Annotated in this window: 11 protein-coding genes and 3 tRNA genes; 4 read left to right on the top strand and 10 right to left on the bottom strand. The window is 58.5% G+C overall.

Going from position 1 to position 18,242, the window contains the following annotated elements:
- Positions 1-5 precede the first annotated feature (5 nt).
- Positions 6-1,148 carry a murein transglycosylase A gene (gene mltA / locus ABU178_RS15625; RefSeq protein WP_397216525.1) on the bottom strand — a complete coding sequence of 381 codons (1,143 nt, stop codon included), beginning with the start codon at positions 1,146-1,148 and terminating at the stop codon, positions 6-8.
- Between the two features lie 203 nt (positions 1,149-1,351).
- Between mltA and ABU178_RS15620 the strand changes: the two genes are divergently transcribed.
- From ABU178_RS15620 to ABU178_RS15610, 3 genes are all read left to right on the top strand, one after another.
- Positions 1,352-1,428, top strand: a tRNA-Met gene (locus tag ABU178_RS15620).
- Between the two features lie 51 nt (positions 1,429-1,479).
- Positions 1,480-1,556: transfer RNA gene (locus ABU178_RS15615), tRNA-Met, on the top strand.
- A 52-nt stretch (positions 1,557-1,608) separates the two neighbouring features.
- A tRNA-Met gene (locus ABU178_RS15610) sits at positions 1,609-1,685 on the top strand.
- A 72-nt stretch (positions 1,686-1,757) separates the two neighbouring features.
- Here the strand turns inward: ABU178_RS15610 and amiC are convergent.
- On the bottom strand, positions 1,758-3,002 hold the full coding sequence (amiC, locus tag ABU178_RS15605; protein ID WP_397216523.1) for an N-acetylmuramoyl-L-alanine amidase AmiC: 1,245 nt from the start codon (positions 3,000-3,002) through the stop codon (positions 1,758-1,760).
- 232 nt (positions 3,003-3,234) lie between these two features.
- Between amiC and argA the strand changes: the two genes are divergently transcribed.
- Positions 3,235-4,563: an amino-acid N-acetyltransferase gene (argA, locus tag ABU178_RS15600; protein WP_397216522.1), complete on the top strand. Its 1,329-nt coding sequence runs from the start codon at positions 3,235-3,237 to the stop codon at positions 4,561-4,563.
- A 39-nt stretch (positions 4,564-4,602) separates the two neighbouring features.
- Here the strand turns inward: argA and recD are convergent, their stop codons facing one another.
- The 8 genes from recD to ABU178_RS15560 all read right to left on the bottom strand — a co-directional run bounded on the left by recD (position 4,603) and on the right by ABU178_RS15560 (position 18,172).
- Positions 4,603-6,441, bottom strand: a complete 1,839-nt coding sequence (gene recD, locus ABU178_RS15595) for an exodeoxyribonuclease V subunit alpha (RefSeq protein WP_397216520.1) — start codon at positions 6,439-6,441, stop codon at positions 4,603-4,605.
- Entirely contained in the window at positions 6,438-9,977 is a 3,540-nt protein-coding gene (gene recB, locus ABU178_RS15590) for an exodeoxyribonuclease V subunit beta (protein ID WP_397216518.1), read from the bottom strand. Before recB ends, recD begins: the two co-directional genes overlap by 4 nt.
- Complete coding sequence (gene ptrA, locus ABU178_RS15585; RefSeq protein ID WP_397216517.1) at positions 9,974-12,865, bottom strand: pitrilysin; 2,892 nt, start codon at positions 12,863-12,865, stop codon at positions 9,974-9,976. Before ptrA ends, recB begins: the two co-directional genes overlap by 4 nt.
- Positions 12,866-12,994: 129 nt before the next feature.
- Positions 12,995-16,375 carry an exodeoxyribonuclease V subunit gamma gene (gene recC / locus ABU178_RS15580; protein ID WP_397216515.1) on the bottom strand — a complete coding sequence of 1,127 codons (3,381 nt, stop codon included), beginning with the start codon at positions 16,373-16,375 and terminating at the stop codon, positions 12,995-12,997.
- 103 nt (positions 16,376-16,478) lie between these two features.
- Positions 16,479-16,799 (bottom strand): prepilin-type N-terminal cleavage/methylation domain-containing protein, encoded by a 321-nt coding sequence (locus tag ABU178_RS15575; RefSeq protein ID WP_397216513.1) that lies wholly within the window; start codon positions 16,797-16,799, stop codon positions 16,479-16,481.
- On the bottom strand, positions 16,774-17,178 hold the full coding sequence (locus ABU178_RS15570) for a DUF2509 family protein (RefSeq protein ID WP_397216511.1): 405 nt from the start codon (positions 17,176-17,178) through the stop codon (positions 16,774-16,776). The genes ABU178_RS15575 and ABU178_RS15570 overlap by 26 nt, the downstream gene beginning before the upstream one ends.
- Positions 17,175-17,708, bottom strand: a complete 534-nt coding sequence (locus tag ABU178_RS15565) for a prepilin peptidase-dependent protein (RefSeq protein ID WP_397216509.1) — start codon at positions 17,706-17,708, stop codon at positions 17,175-17,177. The genes ABU178_RS15570 and ABU178_RS15565 overlap by 4 nt, the downstream gene beginning before the upstream one ends.
- Positions 17,705-18,172, bottom strand: coding sequence for a prepilin peptidase-dependent protein (locus ABU178_RS15560; RefSeq protein ID WP_397216696.1), 468 nt, complete (start codon positions 18,170-18,172; stop codon positions 17,705-17,707). The genes ABU178_RS15565 and ABU178_RS15560 overlap by 4 nt, the downstream gene beginning before the upstream one ends.
- Positions 18,173-18,242 lie beyond the last annotated feature (70 nt).

Genomic DNA, 18,242 nt, shown 5'->3' with positions numbered 1-18,242 from the left:
GAAGATCAGTTGGAACTCAGCAGCTCATTATTACCGCTTTGCGGATTGCTGAACAGCGGCTGTCCCGTGCCCGGCGCCGCTTTCAGTACCCAGACGCGACCATAGTGATTATAGAATCCTGCTAAATGGGCGGCATCCGGGCCGATGCCCTGATAGATATCGAAGTGCTGACCTTTAATCGCGCCGCCCACGTCCAACGCCACCATCAGGCGCATCTCATATCGGCCGTCAAACTTGCCCTTCTCGTTCAATTGCGGCACTTCCGCCAGCAGCACGGTGCCGGGCGGGATCAGCGAGCGGTCGGAAGCCACCGAGGCTTTCGCCACCAGCGGTACGGCGCTGGCGCCGCGCACCGGCGCAAAATCCTCTGGCTTAAAGAAGACGAAAGATTGGTTGGTCTCCAGCAGCGCACGCACCTCTTGCGGCGAGTGCTCGGCCGCCCACTGGCGAATCGCCTGCATCGACATATCTTCACGCTTCACTTCGCCGCGATCGATCAGCTCTTTACCGATGCTGTGATAGCTCCAGCCGTTTTTGCCGCCGTAGCCGAAGAAGGTCAGCGGACGCCCGTCGCCATAGTCGACATAGCCGCTGCCCTGCACATCCATCATAAAGTTATCGATTAACGAATTGCTCCAGGCCACCACGTAACGCTCATCCAGCGCGCCGCTGTAAATTGCCGAACGGCTCGGCAGTTTCTGCCCGCGTTTACGCGGCGGCATACGGTAAATCGGGTACTGGAACTCGCCCTGACGTGTATAGCGCGCTTCCACCACCGGCGTATAGTAGCCGGTGAACTGTACATTGCCGTAGTTGTCGGTGCCTTCCATCTGCCAGGCGTTGAGGCCAAACTGGCGCAGCTGACGCGTATCGCCGCCCGACATCAGCCAGTTCTCTACCGCGCTGAAGGTGCCGTTGTAGCGGCTAAACAGCCCGGAGGAGGCAGACTGGATCTGGCGCACCTGGTTGCCAAAGTCTGCGCCGTTTACCGGACGCCCTTTGGCATTGGGTTGATTCACCAGCGCCAGCGGCTGTTCCAGTTTGCCATCTTTATATTGTTGACCGCGGTCAGTCGGTTTTGAGGTACAGCCCGCAAGCAGCGCCAGAAACGCGCCAGTAAGTGCATACTTCGCCCAGGATCCTTTCATTACCTTCTCTTTTTAATCAGTGTTCGCAGAGCGAAGATAGCAAAGGCACAGAGAGAATAAAATCCATCCAGCCTGACTCCGGCCACATCTGTGCAATAAATAGTCAGACAGCGAAATAACCCGCCAAGCAACAGATAAATTGCGATTTTATTTCAAAAAGGGTTGCATCAAAACACACGGAGAGTATAGTGCGCTTCCACGGACGCGGGGTGGAGCAGCCTGGTAGCTCGTCGGGCTCATAACCCGAAGGTCGTCGGTTCAAATCCGGCCCCCGCAACCAATCTCCTCAGGGAGAAACAATGTGAAATGTCACGCAGAGTGACAAGACGGACGCGGGGTGGAGCAGCCTGGTAGCTCGTCGGGCTCATAACCCGAAGGTCGTCGGTTCAAATCCGGCCCCCGCAACCAATTCTCCTCAGGGAGAGACAATGTGAAGCGTCACGCAGAGTGACAAGACGGACGCGGGGTGGAGCAGCCTGGTAGCTCGTCGGGCTCATAACCCGAAGGTCGTCGGTTCAAATCCGGCCCCCGCAACCAATATTAAACACCTTCGGGTGTTTTTTTGTTTTTGCGCCCCGGCAAAAACACGCGGCCTCCCTGCCGCGCTCTTCAGCGATGCGCCAACACCGCCCCCCTGGCAAAATAGGCCTTAATCCCGCTAAAAATCGCTTCCGCCACCTGCTGCTGATAGCGCGCGGTGCGCAACTTACGCTCTTCCGCCACGTTACTGATAAACGCCGTTTCCACCAGAATCGACGGAATATCAGGCGCCTTCAGCACCGCGAATCCCGCCTGATCCACGCTACGCTTGTGCAGATGGTTAATCTTGCCCATATGGCTCAGTACCTCTTTGCCAAACTTCAGACTGTCGTGAATCGTCTGACGCTGCACCATATCGAACATGGTATGGTCGAGGTAAGGATCGCCGCTCATGCTGACGCCGCCAATCAGATCCGCTTCGTTCTGCGTGCGGGCAAGAAAGCGCGCCGCCGCCGAGGTCGCCCCTTTGGTTGACAGGGCAAACACGGAGGAACCGCGCGCCGCCCGGCTGGTAAAGGCATCGGCATGGATGGAAACGAAAAGATCGGCGCGCTGCTTGCGTGCCTTCGCCACTCTCACCCGCAGCGGAATAAACACATCCTCGTTACGCGTCATATACGCCTTCATATTCGGCTCTTTCTCAATCAGCGCCTTCAGACGTCGCCCAATTTTTAACACGATATCTTTTTCGCGCGTGTTGAACTTGCCATGCGCTCCCGGATCTTCACCGCCATGGCCGGGATCGATCATGATGATAATCGGACGATCGCGTCCGGCTTTGCCCGGCAGCGGCGCCTGCTCGGGCTGCGATCGCTCCAGCTCGCCCTGATTGTAATCTTTCAACAGCGCCAGCAGCGGATCGTCTTTCGTGTGGTCCTGGCTGGGATAGAGATCGATCACCAGACGGTTTTTAATACCGGCGACCGGCGCCAGGGTGAAGGTGCGTGGCGAGACGTTGCGCTTCAGTTCAAGCACCACGCGCACGGTGTTGGCATCAAACTGGCCGACGCGCGCATTTTTGATATAAGGATCGTCATCACGCACCAGATTGCCGACCCCTTTCAGCACATGATTCAGATGCAGATTTTCGATATCAATCACCACCCGCTCGGGATGGCTGAGCGCGAACTGCTTATATTTGAGCGGCGCACTGGACTCCAGCGTAACGCGTGAATAGGTGGAAGAAGGCCAGATACGCACCGCCACGATGTGGCTGCTGGCTGCAAGCCCCACCCGGCTTACGCTCAGTAACCATAAGGTGCCTGCGCCCTGTAATAATCGTCGTCGTGATAAAAAAGAGTTTGCTTCGGACATGCCGCTCCAACTGCTGTGTTATGTCTAAAAAAACGCCAGATGAAAAAAAGGTGACGGAAACTTTACGCATTCCATGGATTTCTGTCATCCCGGAAAAGCCAGATAATGCAGGCTGTTAGCCGCTTTATCATCTTAAAAATCGTAAATTTACGTCAGGATTGACGCTTGCAAAAGCGCGAATAAAAGCATAAAAATACATAAATTTCGAATAATCATTCACTGAGGGTTTGCCGTGAAGGAGCGCAGTACCGAACTGGTTCAGGGTTTTCGCCATACCGTTCCCTATATCAATGCCCACCGGGGCAAAACCTTTGTCATCATGCTTGGCGGCGAAGCCATTGAGCATGAGAACTTCTCCAGCATCGTGAATGATATCGGCTTACTGCACAGTCTCGGCATTCGTCTGGTAGTGGTGTATGGCGCGCGGCCGCAGATTGATGCCAACCTGGCAGAGCATCAGCTGGAGCCGATTTATCACAAGCATACGCGCGTCACCGATGCGCAGGCGCTGGAGCTGGTGAAGCAGGCAGCGGGTCGCCTACAGCTTGATATTACGGCGCGCCTCTCAATGAGCCTGAATAACACGCCGTTGCAGGGCGCGCATATCAACGTGGTCAGCGGCAACTTTATTATTTCGCAGCCGCTGGGCGTTGATGACGGCGTCGATTACTGTCACAGCGGGCGCATTCGCCGTATCGATGAAGAGGCGATCCATCGTCAGTTGGATAACGATGCCATTGTGCTGCTCGGCCCGGTGGCGGTATCGGTCACCGGCGAGAGTTTTAACCTGACCTCTGAAGAAGTCGCCACGCAGCTCGCCATCAAACTAAAGGCGGAAAAGATGATCGGCTTCTGCTCCGAGCAGGGCGTGACCAACCGCGAAGGCAACATTCTTTCTGAACTTTTTCCCAACGATGCGCAGGCGCGTATTGAAGAAATGGAGAGCGAAGGCGATTTTCTTTCCGGCACGGTGCGCTTCCTGCGCGGCGCGGTCAAAGCCTGCCGCAGCGGCGTGCGTCGCAGCCATCTCATCAGCTATCAGGAAGATGGCGCGCTGTTGCAGGAGCTTTTCTCTCGTGACGGCATAGGTACGCAGATCGTGATGGAATCCGCCGAGCAGATCCGGCGCGCGACCATCAACGATATTGGCGGCATTCTGGAGCTGATTCGTCCGCTGGAGCAGCAAGGTATTCTGGTACGCCGCTCGCGCGAGCAGCTGGAGATGGAGATCGATAAATTCACCATTATCCAACGCGATAATCTCACCATCGCCTGCGCGGCGCTCTACCCGTTCCCGGATGAGCAGATTGGCGAGATGGCGTGCGTGGCGGTGCATCCCGACTACCGCAGCTCCTCCCGTGGCGAATTGCTGCTGGATCGCGTGGCGTTGCAGGCACGTCAGATGGGACTGAAAAAGCTGTTTGTGCTGACGACGCGCAGCATTCACTGGTTCCAGGAGCGCGGCTTTACGCCGGTGGATATCGAGTCGCTGCCGGAGAGCAAAAAGAAGATGTACAACTATCAGCGCCGTTCCAAGGTGCTGATGGCCGATCTGGCGTAGCCAGCAAACATCAGGGCGAAAATTTTCCCGCCATGTGCGTTATGCCATTACCAGCCGGTCAACCAGACCGCTGCGTCGACGGGTGCGTAATTCCACCGCCCGGCGAAACACCTCGTCATCGCTGTAGAGCGTCAGGCGTTTGCGTGCGCGCGTAATCGCCGTGTAAACCAGCTCACGCGTCAGAACCGGCACAAACTGCCCCGGCATCACTAGCGCGGTATGGTCGAACTCCGAACCCTGCGATTTATGCACCGTCATCGCCCAGGCGGTGTCATGTGGCGGCAGGCGGCTTGGCTGCACCGGCTTGATGCTCCCGTCAGGCAGCGGGAAGTAAACCCTCATCGCCCCTTCGTCATCCAGCAGCGTAATGCCAATATCGCCATTGAACAGGCCAAGCGCGCTGTCGTTGCGGGCAATCATTACCGGACGTCCTACATACCAACGGCTGCCGCCCGGCGGACGCCGGATCTGGCGCTGCTGCACCAGCAACTGTTCAATGCGCTGGTTAAGCCCGTGCACGCCAAACGGCCCTTCGCGCAGCGCACAGAGCAGCTGAAAGCCGCTGAAAGCGGCAATAATCTCTGCGGGCTTCGCCTGGCGACGCACCAGGCCGATGAAATCCCGGTAGCCCTCCGCTATCTCCTCCAACATCGCCTGATAAGCTTCGCCATTATGTAACGGCTGACGACGGATATCCTCATAAGGCGCGGCAAAGACCTTTTCCACACTCTGCATATCGCCGAGGTTGACCGCTTTCGCCAGCTGACCAATGCCCGATTTGGCATCGAAGCGATAGCTTTTGCGTAGCAGGCAGATACTGTCGCGCACCGGCGGCGCCAGCGCGTCGTCCAGGCCATCCAGCGGACAACCGGTTAAATCCACCAGCTGAGAGGCGCGCAGCGCGCTATAGCCGGTTTCGGCGCAGCGGCAGATATCGCCCAGCACCGCGCCAGCTTCCACCGAGGCAAGCTGTTCGTGATCGCCCAGAAAAATGACGCGCGCATGAGGCGGCAGTGCGGCGATCAGGTTAGCCATCATCGGCAAATCCACCATCGAGGCTTCGTCCACCACCAGCACATCAAGATGCAGCCGGTTCGCGGCATGATAGCGCAGACGCTGGGTATCGTGCTGCGCGCCCAGCAGGCGGTGCAACGTGGTGGCTTCGGCAGGAAAACGCCGACGTTCTTCCTCATTTACCGGCAGCGCCTGCAATGCTTTGCCCAGCGACTCGGTGAGACGCGCAGCGGCTTTGCCGGTAGGCGCAGCGAGCTGAATGCGCAGCGCGCCCTGGCTCAGGCGGATCATCGCCGCCAGCAGTTTAGCGACGGTAGTGGTTTTGCCGGTGCCCGGCCCGCCGGAGATCACCGTGGTTTTGCGTGTCATCGCCACCGCCGCGGCGATTTTCTGCCAGTCTTCCGGCTGTTCGCCAAACAGGGTGTCGAGCACCGAACGCACGGCGTTAATGTCAAAGGCGTGCGCGCTCTCCTGCGCGGCAAAAAATTGCGCGACCCGCCCTTCGCTGTGCCAGAGACGATGCAGATAAAGACGCTGATTGCACAGCACCAGCGGCGTAGCCAGTTTGCCGTCGCTTACCGCGTTCCACTGTTGCAGGTGCGTTTGCCAATCCTGCGGCGCGCCCGCCGCCTGCCATAACGCCGCGGCCAGCGCCGGATGTCGTCCGGCGAACAGGCCATCAACAGTAAGATGCTCCAGCGGCAGACAAACATGCCCTTCCCCCGCTTCGGCACTGACGCAGGCCGCAGCCAGCAGCCGCGCCGGTTGGCTCTCATCCGCCAGCAGTCGGGCAAACTGAATATCCAGCGGGCGCAGCAGACGCTTCTCCACCGCCTGCATCAGTAACGCGTTGAACTCCATCATGAAAACTCCCCGGTTCCGCGAAAAAGCTGATCCAGCTGGTTGATAAAGGTGGCGGATGGCCGCGTGGTGAAAACACCGTTCGCCGGTGAGCTGCCATCCATCCCGCGCAGGAAAAGATAGAACACGCCGCCGAAGTGGCGTTCATAATCATAATCAGCCAGCCGGTGTCCGAGATAACGGTGCAGCGCCAGGCTGTAAAGCTGATATTGCAAATCGTAGCGATGGTCAATCATCGCCTGCTCCATCGCCTGCGGCGTGTAAGCCTCATGACTCTCCCCGAGCCAGTTGGACTTGTAATCCAACAGATAGTATTTACCTTGCCAGCGGAATACCAGATCGATAAAGCCTTTCAGCATCCCCTGTACCTGTTGAAAGTCGAGGGCTGGCGCGCGCGCGGAAAGTTGGTCGTGCTGGCGCAGCAGTGCGTCCAGCGTCGGTGCGCTCAGGCGTGCGTTAATGGGTAGATAAAATTCCATCTCCACCAGCCGATGCTGGCTGGTCAGTTCCTCCAGCCGGATCCCCTGCTCATTCAGTGGTGTCTGGATAACACGCGCAATCCAGCTATCCAGTACCGGCAGCCACTCTGCGCCATAGCCGCTCTGCAACAGCTGCGCCTCCAGCCAGGCGGCCTCAGGCGGTCGGGTAAAATCGAACGATTCGAACAGATTGTGCAGGAAGGTGCCGGGTGCGGCGCCGCGCGGGAAATGATGCGGCGTCAGCGCCGTTTCCAGCTCATGATCGTGCTCGCCAGCGGCATCAATATCGAAGCCTGGCATGACATCCAACAATTTACTGCCGCCATGCTGCTGCAGCCCGGAGTAGCTGGTGACGCGCCAGTCGTCAGTGAGGTTGCGCGACACGCAACGACTTTCCAGATTCTCATCGACGGGCGTCGCATCCTGCCAGCTTGCGGCTTCAGGTAAGGACTCACTTATCAGCTCTATGCCATCAACCGCCAGTTCGCGCAACTGCTCCGCCAGACGTGCGGCGCTGGCAGGTTCCCCGCGTTGCAGCAGAAAACCGAGGGCGCTTTTATGCAGATCGCTGTCGCCCTCTTTTTTGCGCGTGCCCTTAATCAGCGGCGCTACGCCCACGCTGCAGTGATAAACCGAACGGGTCAGCGCCACATAGAGCAGACGCAAATCTTCCGCCAGCCGCTCTTGCTCCGCCAACGCCAGGCTCTGCTCATCGCCATGTAAATCAAGCACCGCCGCAAAGCTTTCGCGATCGTGATAAAGCGCGGTGGTGGCCTCGCGGAAACCGGCGGCAAAAGGCAGCCAGACCAGCGGATACTGTAAGCCTTTCGATTTATGGATGGTGACGATCTGCACCAGATGGCGATCGCTCTCCAGGCGTAGCTGCTGGTTTGCCGCCTGGCTGTTGGGGCGCGCAATTTGCTGAGCGAGGAAGCGCACCAGCGCGTGCGGACTGTCGAGCTGCGCCGAAGCTTCCTGCAGCAGCTCACCCAGGTGCATCAGGTCAGTCAGCCGTCGCTCGCCGTTTTCCGATGCGAGCAGGTTCTCCGCCAGCTGCCGCTTCATCATCATATCGCGCAGCATCGGCAGCACGCCGCGTTGGTGCCAGAGCCGCTGCCAGCCGGCAAAGGTCTCCACCAGCGTATCCCACGCGCGCGCATCCTGCCCCATGGCGTCCAGCGCAGCGGCATCAATGCCGAAAATCGAGGTGGCCAGCGCGCTGCGCAGCAGGCGCTCCTGCTCCGGCGCCAGCACCGCCCGCAGCAGCCAGAGCAGCTCACGCGCTTCTGGCGTGGTGTACACGCTGTCGCGATTCGACAGATAGACCGACGGAATAGAGAGCGCATTCAGGGCATCGCGGATAATGCCCGCCTCGTTGCGGCTGCGCACCAGCACGGTAATGTCCGAGGCCGCGACCGGACGCAGATCCTCACCTTTACCCAGCAGCGCCTTGCCCTGCTGGCCCGCCTGCAGCCAGCGGCTGATATCGGCCGCGCACTGCTGCGCCATATATTGTTGGTAATCGCTTACGCTCACGCCTTCGCCCGGCTGCAGCCAAAAACGCAGCGCGGACTGTGGCACCTGATGAAAATCCAGGCGCAGCGCCTGATTTGGCGGCGCGGGATTAACCGGCAAAAATGGAATTTCGGCAAACAGAAACGGCGAGTCGAGGCGGGAAAAAAGCTGGTTAACGCTTTTCACCATCGCCGGAGAGGAGCGCCAGTTGGTATCAAGCGTGTAGTGTGCGCTCACTTCATTACGCGCGCGAATATAGGTGAAGATGTCCGCGCCGCGAAAAGCGTAGATCGCCTGCTTGGGATCGCCGATCAGCAACAGCGCATGTTCCGGCTGACTGCCGTAAAGGGTGCGGAAAATGCGGTATTGCAGCGGATCGGTATCCTGAAACTCATCGATCAGCGCCACGGGAAAACGGCTGCGAATGGTGCTGGCCAGCAGTTCGCCGCCGGGCTGCTGTAACGCCTCATCCAGCCGACTTAACAGGTCGTCAAAGCCGAGCAGCGCGCGCAGACGTTTCTCTTTACGCACCGTCTGACGCACATCCACCAGAGCGCGGGCAATCACCACATCACGGACCGAGAGCGCCTCAGCAAGAAAATTTTCTACGGCGCTGAACAGCGCGTGACGCGGCGCCTCGCCTTTTTTGGTTTTCTCATCCAGCACGCGCTGCGTAAAGCGCTCCAGCTCTTTCGGGCATTCATAATCCCGGGTTTCGCTCTGCGCCCATTCGCTGACTTTACTGACCCAGAGCGGCAGGTATTTGCTGCTGTAGCTGCGCTTGTCGACGCCCGAGCTGGCGATCATCCCCTCAACCTCATTCGCTACCGCGCGCCAGCGGTTTTTCATCTCAGCGATGCGGGCAAGGTTACGCTCATGTCGGGACTGTAGCGTCTCCGCTTCATCCGGCGGCAGCTTCAGCCCCGGCGTCTCACCCTGTAGCCAGGGCAGCAGCGTCGCAAGCAGCTGTTCCGGCCCGCTCCACTCCGCGACGATAACGCGCGCCACATCCAGCGTCAGCGGATAGCAGTGGCGTCGCCAGAAATCGGCGGCGGCCTGTTTCAGCAGCAACTGTTCATCTTCAATCAGCTGCTGTTCAAATAGCATGCCAGATTCAAAAGCGTTGAGATTGAGCATGCGCTGACAGAAGCCGTGGATGGTGAAGATGGCCGCTTCGTCCATCTGCCGTTCGGCGGCCAGCAACAGCGAAGCGGCATCCGCCGGGCTGGCGATCTGCTCCAGCAGCAGATTAAGCATGGCGTCGCCGCTCTTGCCGCGTACGCAGGCCAGCCGCAGCTCATGAATATTTTCACGGATACGACCGCGCAGCTCAGCCGTGGCGGCCTCGGTAAAGGTCACCACCAGAATCTCTTCCACCGACAACGGGCGACTGTATGCCCGATCGCCGCCCAATCCCAGCAGCAAACGCAGGTAAAGCAGGCCAATAGTAAAGGTTTTACCGGTACCGGCCGATGCCTCAATCAGCCGTTCTCCCTGTAAGGGCAACGTGAGCGGGTTTAGCCGCTCAGGTATCGGGTGACTCATTGCGTTTCGCTCTTCACCGGCAGGGAGCGTTGAAGCAGCGCGACTTCCTGCCAGGTTTTCCAGCCTGGCTGGCTGGCATAGCCCGGCTTGTCAGCAGCGTCGCCGGCAATTTGCGAAGTCATCGCCATGCCCTGATGCTCTATCACCGCTTTGCGGAAGAAATCCGCCACGCTGGCGGGCGTCAGCTGTTGGATCTGCGCAATCACCTTTTGACGTGTATCGAAAACGTAGTTCTGTCGATCAAAATCGCGGCTGTAGCGACTCGCTTCCTCATCCAGCGTCTGTGGACGCTGTTTCAGTTCATTAATCATCGCCTGTTGATACTGGTTAAACTCGTCGGTTTTCATCTCACGCAGGCGCTTTTCCGCCACCGGATAAAACGCCTGATAACGCTGCAGCAGATAAGCGGGCTGCTTGCTGTTGCTCTGCAACAGGAAACCTATTCCCCACTGGCGGCCAACCGGCATCTGGAAGGCAAACACCGCATAGCCCAACTGCTCCTGCGTACGCAGCTGGTTGTAAAACCAGGGCTGAACGATCTGGCTGAGCATGGAACTGTGCGCCATGCTCTGAAACTCGCTGTAGCCCAGCGGCACGTAAATCGCCGCCAACGCGGAGTCGGTGCTGCTGCCTCCTTTTTCCAGGTTAGCTTTGAGCGGTTTTTCAATGGCGACATAGTCGCTGTGCCAGTAATGAGTACCGTCGCTTTGCAGCTGCTGCTTCAGCTCGCCGCCCAACTGCACCACGCTCTGCGCGGAGAGGTTGCCCACCACCATCATTTCCGGCGTCGCGCTTTTCAACAGATTGTCGCGATAGGTCACTACTTCCTGCAGGGTAATGGCGCTTACCAGCTTGCGTCGCTCTTCGCGCTGGGTATAGGGCAGCTGCGACAACATCTGAATCGGCTGGATCGCCTGCTCAAACGCCTTGCCTTTTTCCGCTGCGGCCAGCTTTTCCAGATACCAGGATTTCGCCTGTTCCAGCTGTTGCGCATCTGGCGTAAAGGTGGCGTAGCCCTCCACCAGCTTTTTCAGCAGCGCGGGCAGGCGCTGAGTAAAGCCGCTGGCGTTAAACATCAGCCCGTCATCTTCGCTGGAAGAGAAACTGATGCCGCCCACCGAGGCCTGAGAATTCAACTCATCCAGCGCCAGGCTGGAGAGATAGTCGTTCAGGCCGAACAGCACCTGCTGACGCGCATCGCTAATCGCGCTTTTGTTACGCAGCGCCAGCGTAATGTTCGCTTTCGGTTCGCTGGCGTAAAACTGACTTGGCATCCAAAAGATGCGCATCCCGTAATCATTTTCCAGCTTCACCGGATGGGTATAGGTTTTGCCATCGGACGGAATCAGGGAAAAGTCGTCGGGAATGTAGGGGTTAAGCGTCGGCATAGCGAGCCTGATAGCATTGGCGCGCTGCTGCCAGTCGCTGAACTGCGCCGCGCTGATTTTATCTACCTCATAGGGCGCATTCACAAAATAAGCCTGTTTGTTATGCGGCTCCTGCGGGCTGATGTACCAGATGCGGGCATTCTGCGGCGTCATTGCCGCCAGACGCGCCTGAATCGCCGTTGGATCGTAGCGATCCGCCAGATAAGGCGCATCCAGCGTATGCTCAACCGGCACGCGCAGCATGGTGTCCGCCAGCCACTCAATGTAATCCATATCGCGCGTCAGCGAGGGATAGCGGAAGTCGAGCCCCAATACATGGGAAACTTCATCAAAGTAAGCTTTGTCGATCCCCTTGTCGCGCATCATGGCGATGTAGCTGAAAACAGCGGCCACCACTTCGTCACGTTGCGCCAGACCTTTATCGGTTAACGAAACGGAAACAGAGAAAATGCCGCCGTTGCGATCGTTCATCGGATCGGCGCCGGCATTGACGCCGTCCGCCAGCCCCTGATTTTGCAGCCAGTCGGCTAAGGTATTTTTGCTGCGGTTGCCCAGCAGATAGCTGATCAGCGTGTCGGTTTTGCTGCGAAACTTGTCGCTGTTGTTATCGATGCGAAACTCCAGCCTCAGCTGTTTGCGCGGCTGGGCCGGAACATAATGGATAATGATCCCTTTCTGCGCATCGGTCACGGCCGGTACATCGATCACTGGCACCGTGGCGTTATGGTTTGCCACGCGTCCAAAGGTTCGGGCGGCAATAGCGGCCATCTCCGCCAGCGGTTTATTGCTGTAGATCACCGCCTTCATCAGGTTAGCGGAGTAGTGCGCATGATAAAAATCAACCAGCGCCTGATGCAGCTTGCTGTTGGGTTTGTCGCGCAGGGTTTCAAGGTTGCCGCCGGAAAAGCGCGAGGCTGGATGGGCCGGATTCAGAGTTTCAGCGCCTACCTGCGCCATACGCAGTCCGTCGCGGGAACGCGCCATGGTCAGTTCAGCATTCACAGCGTGACGTTCGCGATCGGCATTGACCGGATCGAGCAGCGGCTCCGCCACGGCGTCCGCCAGGCGATCCACTGCCGGTTCCAGCGCCGCGTTTTCCACCTCCAGGTAGAACGCGGTGCGATAAGAGGCGGTGCTGGCGTTGTGACTGCCGCCATGTTTTTTCAGAAACTCCGCCAGATTATCGGGCTGCGGATAGCGCTTCGATCCCATCAGCACCATATGTTCCAGATAGTGCGCAAGGCCAAGCTGTTGGTCAGGATCGTCCAGCGACCCAATTGGCAGGGTAAGCGCAGCGAGCGATTTCTGGGCTGCTTTGTCTGACACCAGCAATACTGTCATACCGTTTTCCAGCCTGATGGCCTGATAGTCGCGTGGATCGTGATCACTCTTACGAATGGTTTCATTAACAGGCTGCCATCCGCCCTCTGCCCGCGCCACGGTGGTGACTGTGATAAAACTCAGCAGGATAGTGGCTACCCAGCGCGCGTGTATCCGCATTTAAACCCCTTACATTACCCTTGAAGCTGCGATGCTGTGCAACCGCAACCGAAAGTACCACAAAACACCACATCATCTGTTGTCAGCGATCAAGCGCGATGCCGCCGCCCGCCGCCCACTTTTTGAGTGCTATTCATCATTTTTATGCGCCTGCAGCATGGGGAGATACCATGTCTGCGCCGCGGCAATAATTTCCTGCATGCGCCTCTCATCAAGCACGCGACACAAACGTGCCAGGTAAGGATCGTTACCCTCGCCTTCTACCTGATAACCGCCCTGCCACGCCTGTAGCAGGCGATTGCGTGCTTTCTGCTGCGTGGCGTCGTCCAGCTGCAGCTCGCCGCTTTTGGCGTCAAAGCTCGCCTCCAGCCAGGCGCCGCCGCTTTTATTCAGCAGCATCAGCGGCTGGCACAGCCCTTCGCGGTAGCCCTCCACAAAGCGAGTGAGCGTCGCCAGCGCCTCGGCCTGCGGCAACGCGGCAAAGCGCCAGCAGCTCTGTTTGCGACCGTACATGCGGCTGCTTCCGCTGCCGCCAAGCGCGCAATAAACCAGATGTTCCAGCCACAGCAGCAGTCCGTCGTTCATGTTGAGTACGCCAGGACGCCAGCGTAACAGTCCATCAGCTTGCACCTGTGCCAGCCAACCGGTCAACAACAGGTCGCCAGATTGCAGATGGATCTCCCGGCTTTCGCCCTCGCTGCGCTGCGCGATAACTTCCTGCGCCACTTCCTGCATCTCTTCGGTTTGCGCCTGCCAGAAAAGCTCGCCGAAAGCGCCATAAGGTAAATTTCCGGCAGCACGATGGTGGGCATAGAGTTTTTCCGTATCCTCTCCGGTTACCAGCGCATTCAGCAACTGCGTGTTGATCTGGTAACGATCCAGGCTCTCCAGCGCAAAGGGTTCGCTGTCCGGCAGCTCGCTCTCTTCCAGCAGAAAGCTGACCCCCAGACGCTGTGAAAACCAGGCGCGCACCGGATGACGCCAGAAGCGCAGCAGCTGCTCCAGCGTCAGCTCCTCCAGCGGCAGGGCTGGCAGCCGCTGAACAAAATCCTGCTGCGGCTCGCCGGCGCCCAGCGCGGCCGGCAGCCATTCGCTGGCAAAGCTCCGGCAGTGCGCTTCAGGGTGGAAGTTTTCTGGCGCAAAGGGCATCCGGCTGTGGAGATGATGCATATGCGCCAGCACCCGCCGGGCGCTCTCATCAACCTCAAGCTTTTCGTCGCCCGGCAGGCAGAAGCTCTGCGCGATATAATCCATCAGCTCTGTGACCAATACCGAGGGATAGCGTTCCGTATTGTCCTGGATATCGCGGCCGATATAGCTGATATAAAGCTGCAGTTGAGCGGAGACCAGCGCCTCCAGAAACAGATAGCGGTCATCATCCCGTCGGCTGCGGTCCCCTCTGCGCGGCTGCTGCTGTATCAGATCAAAACCCAGCGGCGGCAGGGTGCGCGGATAAACGCCATCATTCATTCCCAGCAGGCAAACAACCTTAAAAGGGATAGAGCGCATCGGCATTAATGTACAGAAATTAATCTGACCGGCAAGGAAACGCTGACTGATGCGCTGCTGATCGAGCTGTCCGCGCAGGTCGTCACGCAGCAGCGTGACCGGAATCGCTTCCTCATAACGCGCCTCGCGGCCATGCTCGATAATCTGTTTCCACTGCTCTTCAATCAACAACAGCGCGGCTTCGGTATCGGCATCGCCGCTGAAAAACTGGCTCATCATGTCCCGACAGAGCGGCTGCCACGCCTCCAGGGTGCGCGGCGCGGCCAGTTTTTGCCGCCATTGATCCAGCTGCATCAGCAGTTCCGCCAGATGTCCCGCCAGCTCGCCGATGAGTCCACTCGATTCGTCATAAGGCAAAATGCCCTGCCAGTCGCCGTTATGGCTCTCCAGGGCGTAGCCCAGCAGCATACGCTGCAAACCAAAACGCCAGGTGTGCTGGCCGGTCACCGGTAGCGCCAGTTCTTCCACGCTGGCGTCATCCAAACCCCAGCGTACGCCTGACTCCATCACCCAGCGGCGCAACAGGCGCAAGCCCTCTTCATCAATCGAAAAGCGTTTTGCCAGCGCCGGGACTTCAAGCAGCGCCAGCACCTCTTCTGAGGCGAAGCGGCTGTCCGGCAAGCCGAGCAGACTCAGGAAAGCGGTAATAGCCGGGTGCGCCTGACTGGCGCGCCGGTCGGAGATGGCAAACGGCAGATAGCGTTCACGCGGCGCGTTAGCGAATACCGCCTGAATAAAGGGCGAATAGGCGTCGATATCCGCCACCATGACGATAATGTCGCGCGGCCTGAGCTCAGGATCTGCCTCCATCATCGCCAGCAGATGATCCTGCAACACTTCTACCTCGCGTTGCGCGCTGTGGCAGACCTGAAGCGAGATCGAACGATCGTCGGGATCGAGACGACGCTTTCTGCCGCTGTTTGTCAGCTCCGCCTGGCTCAGACCGATAACGGCGTTATCCTGCAGATTCAGCAGATCACACTGCATGGTTTGCAGCAGATTGTCGGGATCGACGTCAACAAAGGCGTCGACGTCGTTGTCAGACGCATCCATCTGACTGAGCAGGAAAAGGTTGTCGCGCCCGAGTTTGCCCCAGGAGGCAAGCAGCGGATTGGTTAACTGCTGTTCGCCGGCATCATTGAACAGACCGGCGGCGTGATCGGGATCGCTGAACAGCGCGCGCTCCTGCGTTGAGTCGTGCAGTCTGCGCCGACGGCTTTGCAGCTTCGCCAGAAAAGCATAATCCTGAATATCGCCCCAGTAATCACGGCAGGGATTGGTAAACAGCAGGTGGATATCGATATGCCTGCCCAACGCCTGCAGCGCCTGCAGATAAACCGGCGGCAACGCCGATATGCCGCAGATAAATACCCGTTTCGGCAGGTTGGCCGGGGGGCTGCTGGCGCTTTCCAGCGCCTGAATAAAGCGGGTATTGAGATTGCCGCGATGCCAGGCGGGCTGCCCCAGCTCGGCGGTATAGCTCACCAGATCGCGCCACAGCGCTGCCTGCCACTGCTGCGCCTCTCCGAGATTTTCGATCTTTTCTCGCTGCTCCCAGCGATTCAGCCAGTCGGCGCGGTAAACCAGATAGTTATCGAAAAGATCGGCGACGCGTGAGCTGAGCTGAAACAGCTTACGTTTATCACCATCATCGCTCAGGTAGTGTCGGAGCGAAACAAACTCTTCGCGCTCCAGCAGCATGGGCAGTCGGTTCATCAACTTCCAGCTCATGCTGGCTTTGGTAAACGCGCTCTCTTCCGGGATGCCGGGTAATACGCATTTGTACATATCCCAGATAAAAGCGGCGGGTAACGGAAAGTGAATATTGGCGGCAATGCCAAAACTCTGCGCCAGCTCCATTTGCAACCACTGCGCCATGCCCGGACTCTGTACCATCATCACTTCAGACGCGAACGGATCGGTTAAGGGATCGAGATCGATAATGGTCGCCGCCAGGGTTTTTAGCAGGTCGAGCTGATTGGAATGGTACACCCTGAACATGGGGACTCCTGTGGTAAAACGAAGGGACAGTGCAGCCCGGTCACTCTACCGCTTATCCACAGGCTTGCAAGTCTGTTGATCCCTTCGCGGCTAATTTCTTCTGTTACTTACAGCGCAGAATACTCAGCGCGGCGCGACGCTGGTGAGGTCCGGTCACCTCAGCCGTCTCCAGCTCGCATCCGCCTGGCCCGCCACGTCGGCTAAGATGGCTTTGCCAGCCAGGGATTTCCCGTCCGCTGAGACGCTGCGCCGCCGCCCGCCAGGCCTCCCGCTGCTGCCACTGCTGGCTGAAGCCGAGCGTGAGCGCGCGATGGTAGTTGAGCAGCGCGCTGACGCTCATCGCCAGCAGCAAAATAGCAAACAGCGTTTCCGGCAGGCTGAACCCCTGCTGTTTGCCGCTATAGCTGACACTGCTCCGCTGCAAGCGGACAAAAATCGATCCAGCCATGCGGCAGCAGATGCAGCCGGTTACCCTGATCTTCTGCCCAGTGCCATAACGCCAGTTCACGTCCCTCTCCTTCTCCACGCAGCAGCGCGCCTCCCTGTTCGTCACGCCGCAAACAGCTTCGCCAGCCAAAAGTTTTCTCCAGCTGGCACTGCCATTTATCGCCTGGCGGCCAGCTCAGGGTGGCGCCCCAGCGCAGCGCCGACTGCGCCTGGTAGTAATCCAGCATGTGTTGTCGCTCATCCGCCAGCAGCCCCATGTTCTGCGCCAGCTGCTGTCGGCTGGCGTACAGCGTGGCGCTGCCCATCAGCAGTACCATAATCACCATGCCGAGCGCGCTGTTGCCGTCTTGCTTCACAGATTTTCGCTCTCTACCCAGCTTTCAAGTGTGGTTTGCTGCTGTCCGGCCCGCCCACTCAGCTGCATTTTAACCAACGCGCCTTCCCGCAAGATGTGAAAATTTTCAATATGCAGAAAAGCGGGATCGGAAAGCTTTTCCCAACCGTTGCCGTCGCAGCTTTCCACGCCGCGCTGCATTTCGATCTGCTGCTGACGTAGCCGGTAGCCATAGGCTTCGCTTTCGTAGTGCGAAGCCCCCTCCCATTTTCCATTGCTGTTTTCATCCCATTTTACCAGCACGCATTGCCCCTGTGCGGCAATGGTCAGTGCGTTTCCGCTGCATTGCCCCTTACAGTAGCCTGCTCGCCGCACTGCTTTTTCCAGCGTCATCATGATTTGCTGTAATTCCTGCTGTAACTGCGCCCGCTGTTGCAGCGCCAGGCTTTCCCTCTGCAACAGCGGTAAAAAGCGGCCAACGCTTATCATCAGTACGCCGCCGATCGCCATTGCCACCAGCACTTCCGGCAGGCTAAATCCCCTGTTTTTCATTCGCAGCCCTCCATGCTGGTCTGGCATAAACGGATGCGGGCGCGGGCGGAGATGATCACACGCCAGCGCCCGGCGCCGTTGCCAAATTCGATACTGCCCGCTCTGGCAACATTGCGCCGTCCATAAAATCCTGGCTCGCCGTTAATCGCATAAATTTTCACGCCCGGATGGGGTGCCAGCAACATCAGACGCGTTGTCTCACAGTCCTGCGTCGACTTATCGCCGCTACCCAGGCACCAGCGTTCGCCTGGCATATGCCACAGCGGATAATCGCGGTTATGCCAGTTGGCATGGGCGCGCAGCCGCAGCAAAAAGCTTTGTAGCTGAAGCGCGGTTTCACGCAACTGCTGGCGCTGTTGCCAGCGCTGCCAGCCCTGTAGCGCGCCGATGCTCAATACGCCCACGATTAGCAAGACGATCAATAACTCAGCCAGGGTAAAACCCTGTGACAATACCTTTTTCATGCCGCGACTTTGCCGCCAGGCTCGCCATGCAGCAAGCGGCAACCTCTCTTTGTGGAAGCGGCTTTCCGGC

The organism is Pantoea osteomyelitidis (genome assembly GCF_044342975.1).
Lineage (GTDB): Bacteria > Pseudomonadota > Gammaproteobacteria > Enterobacterales > Enterobacteriaceae > Pantoea > Pantoea osteomyelitidis.
This window is presented reverse-complemented; position numbering and strand designations above follow the sequence as displayed.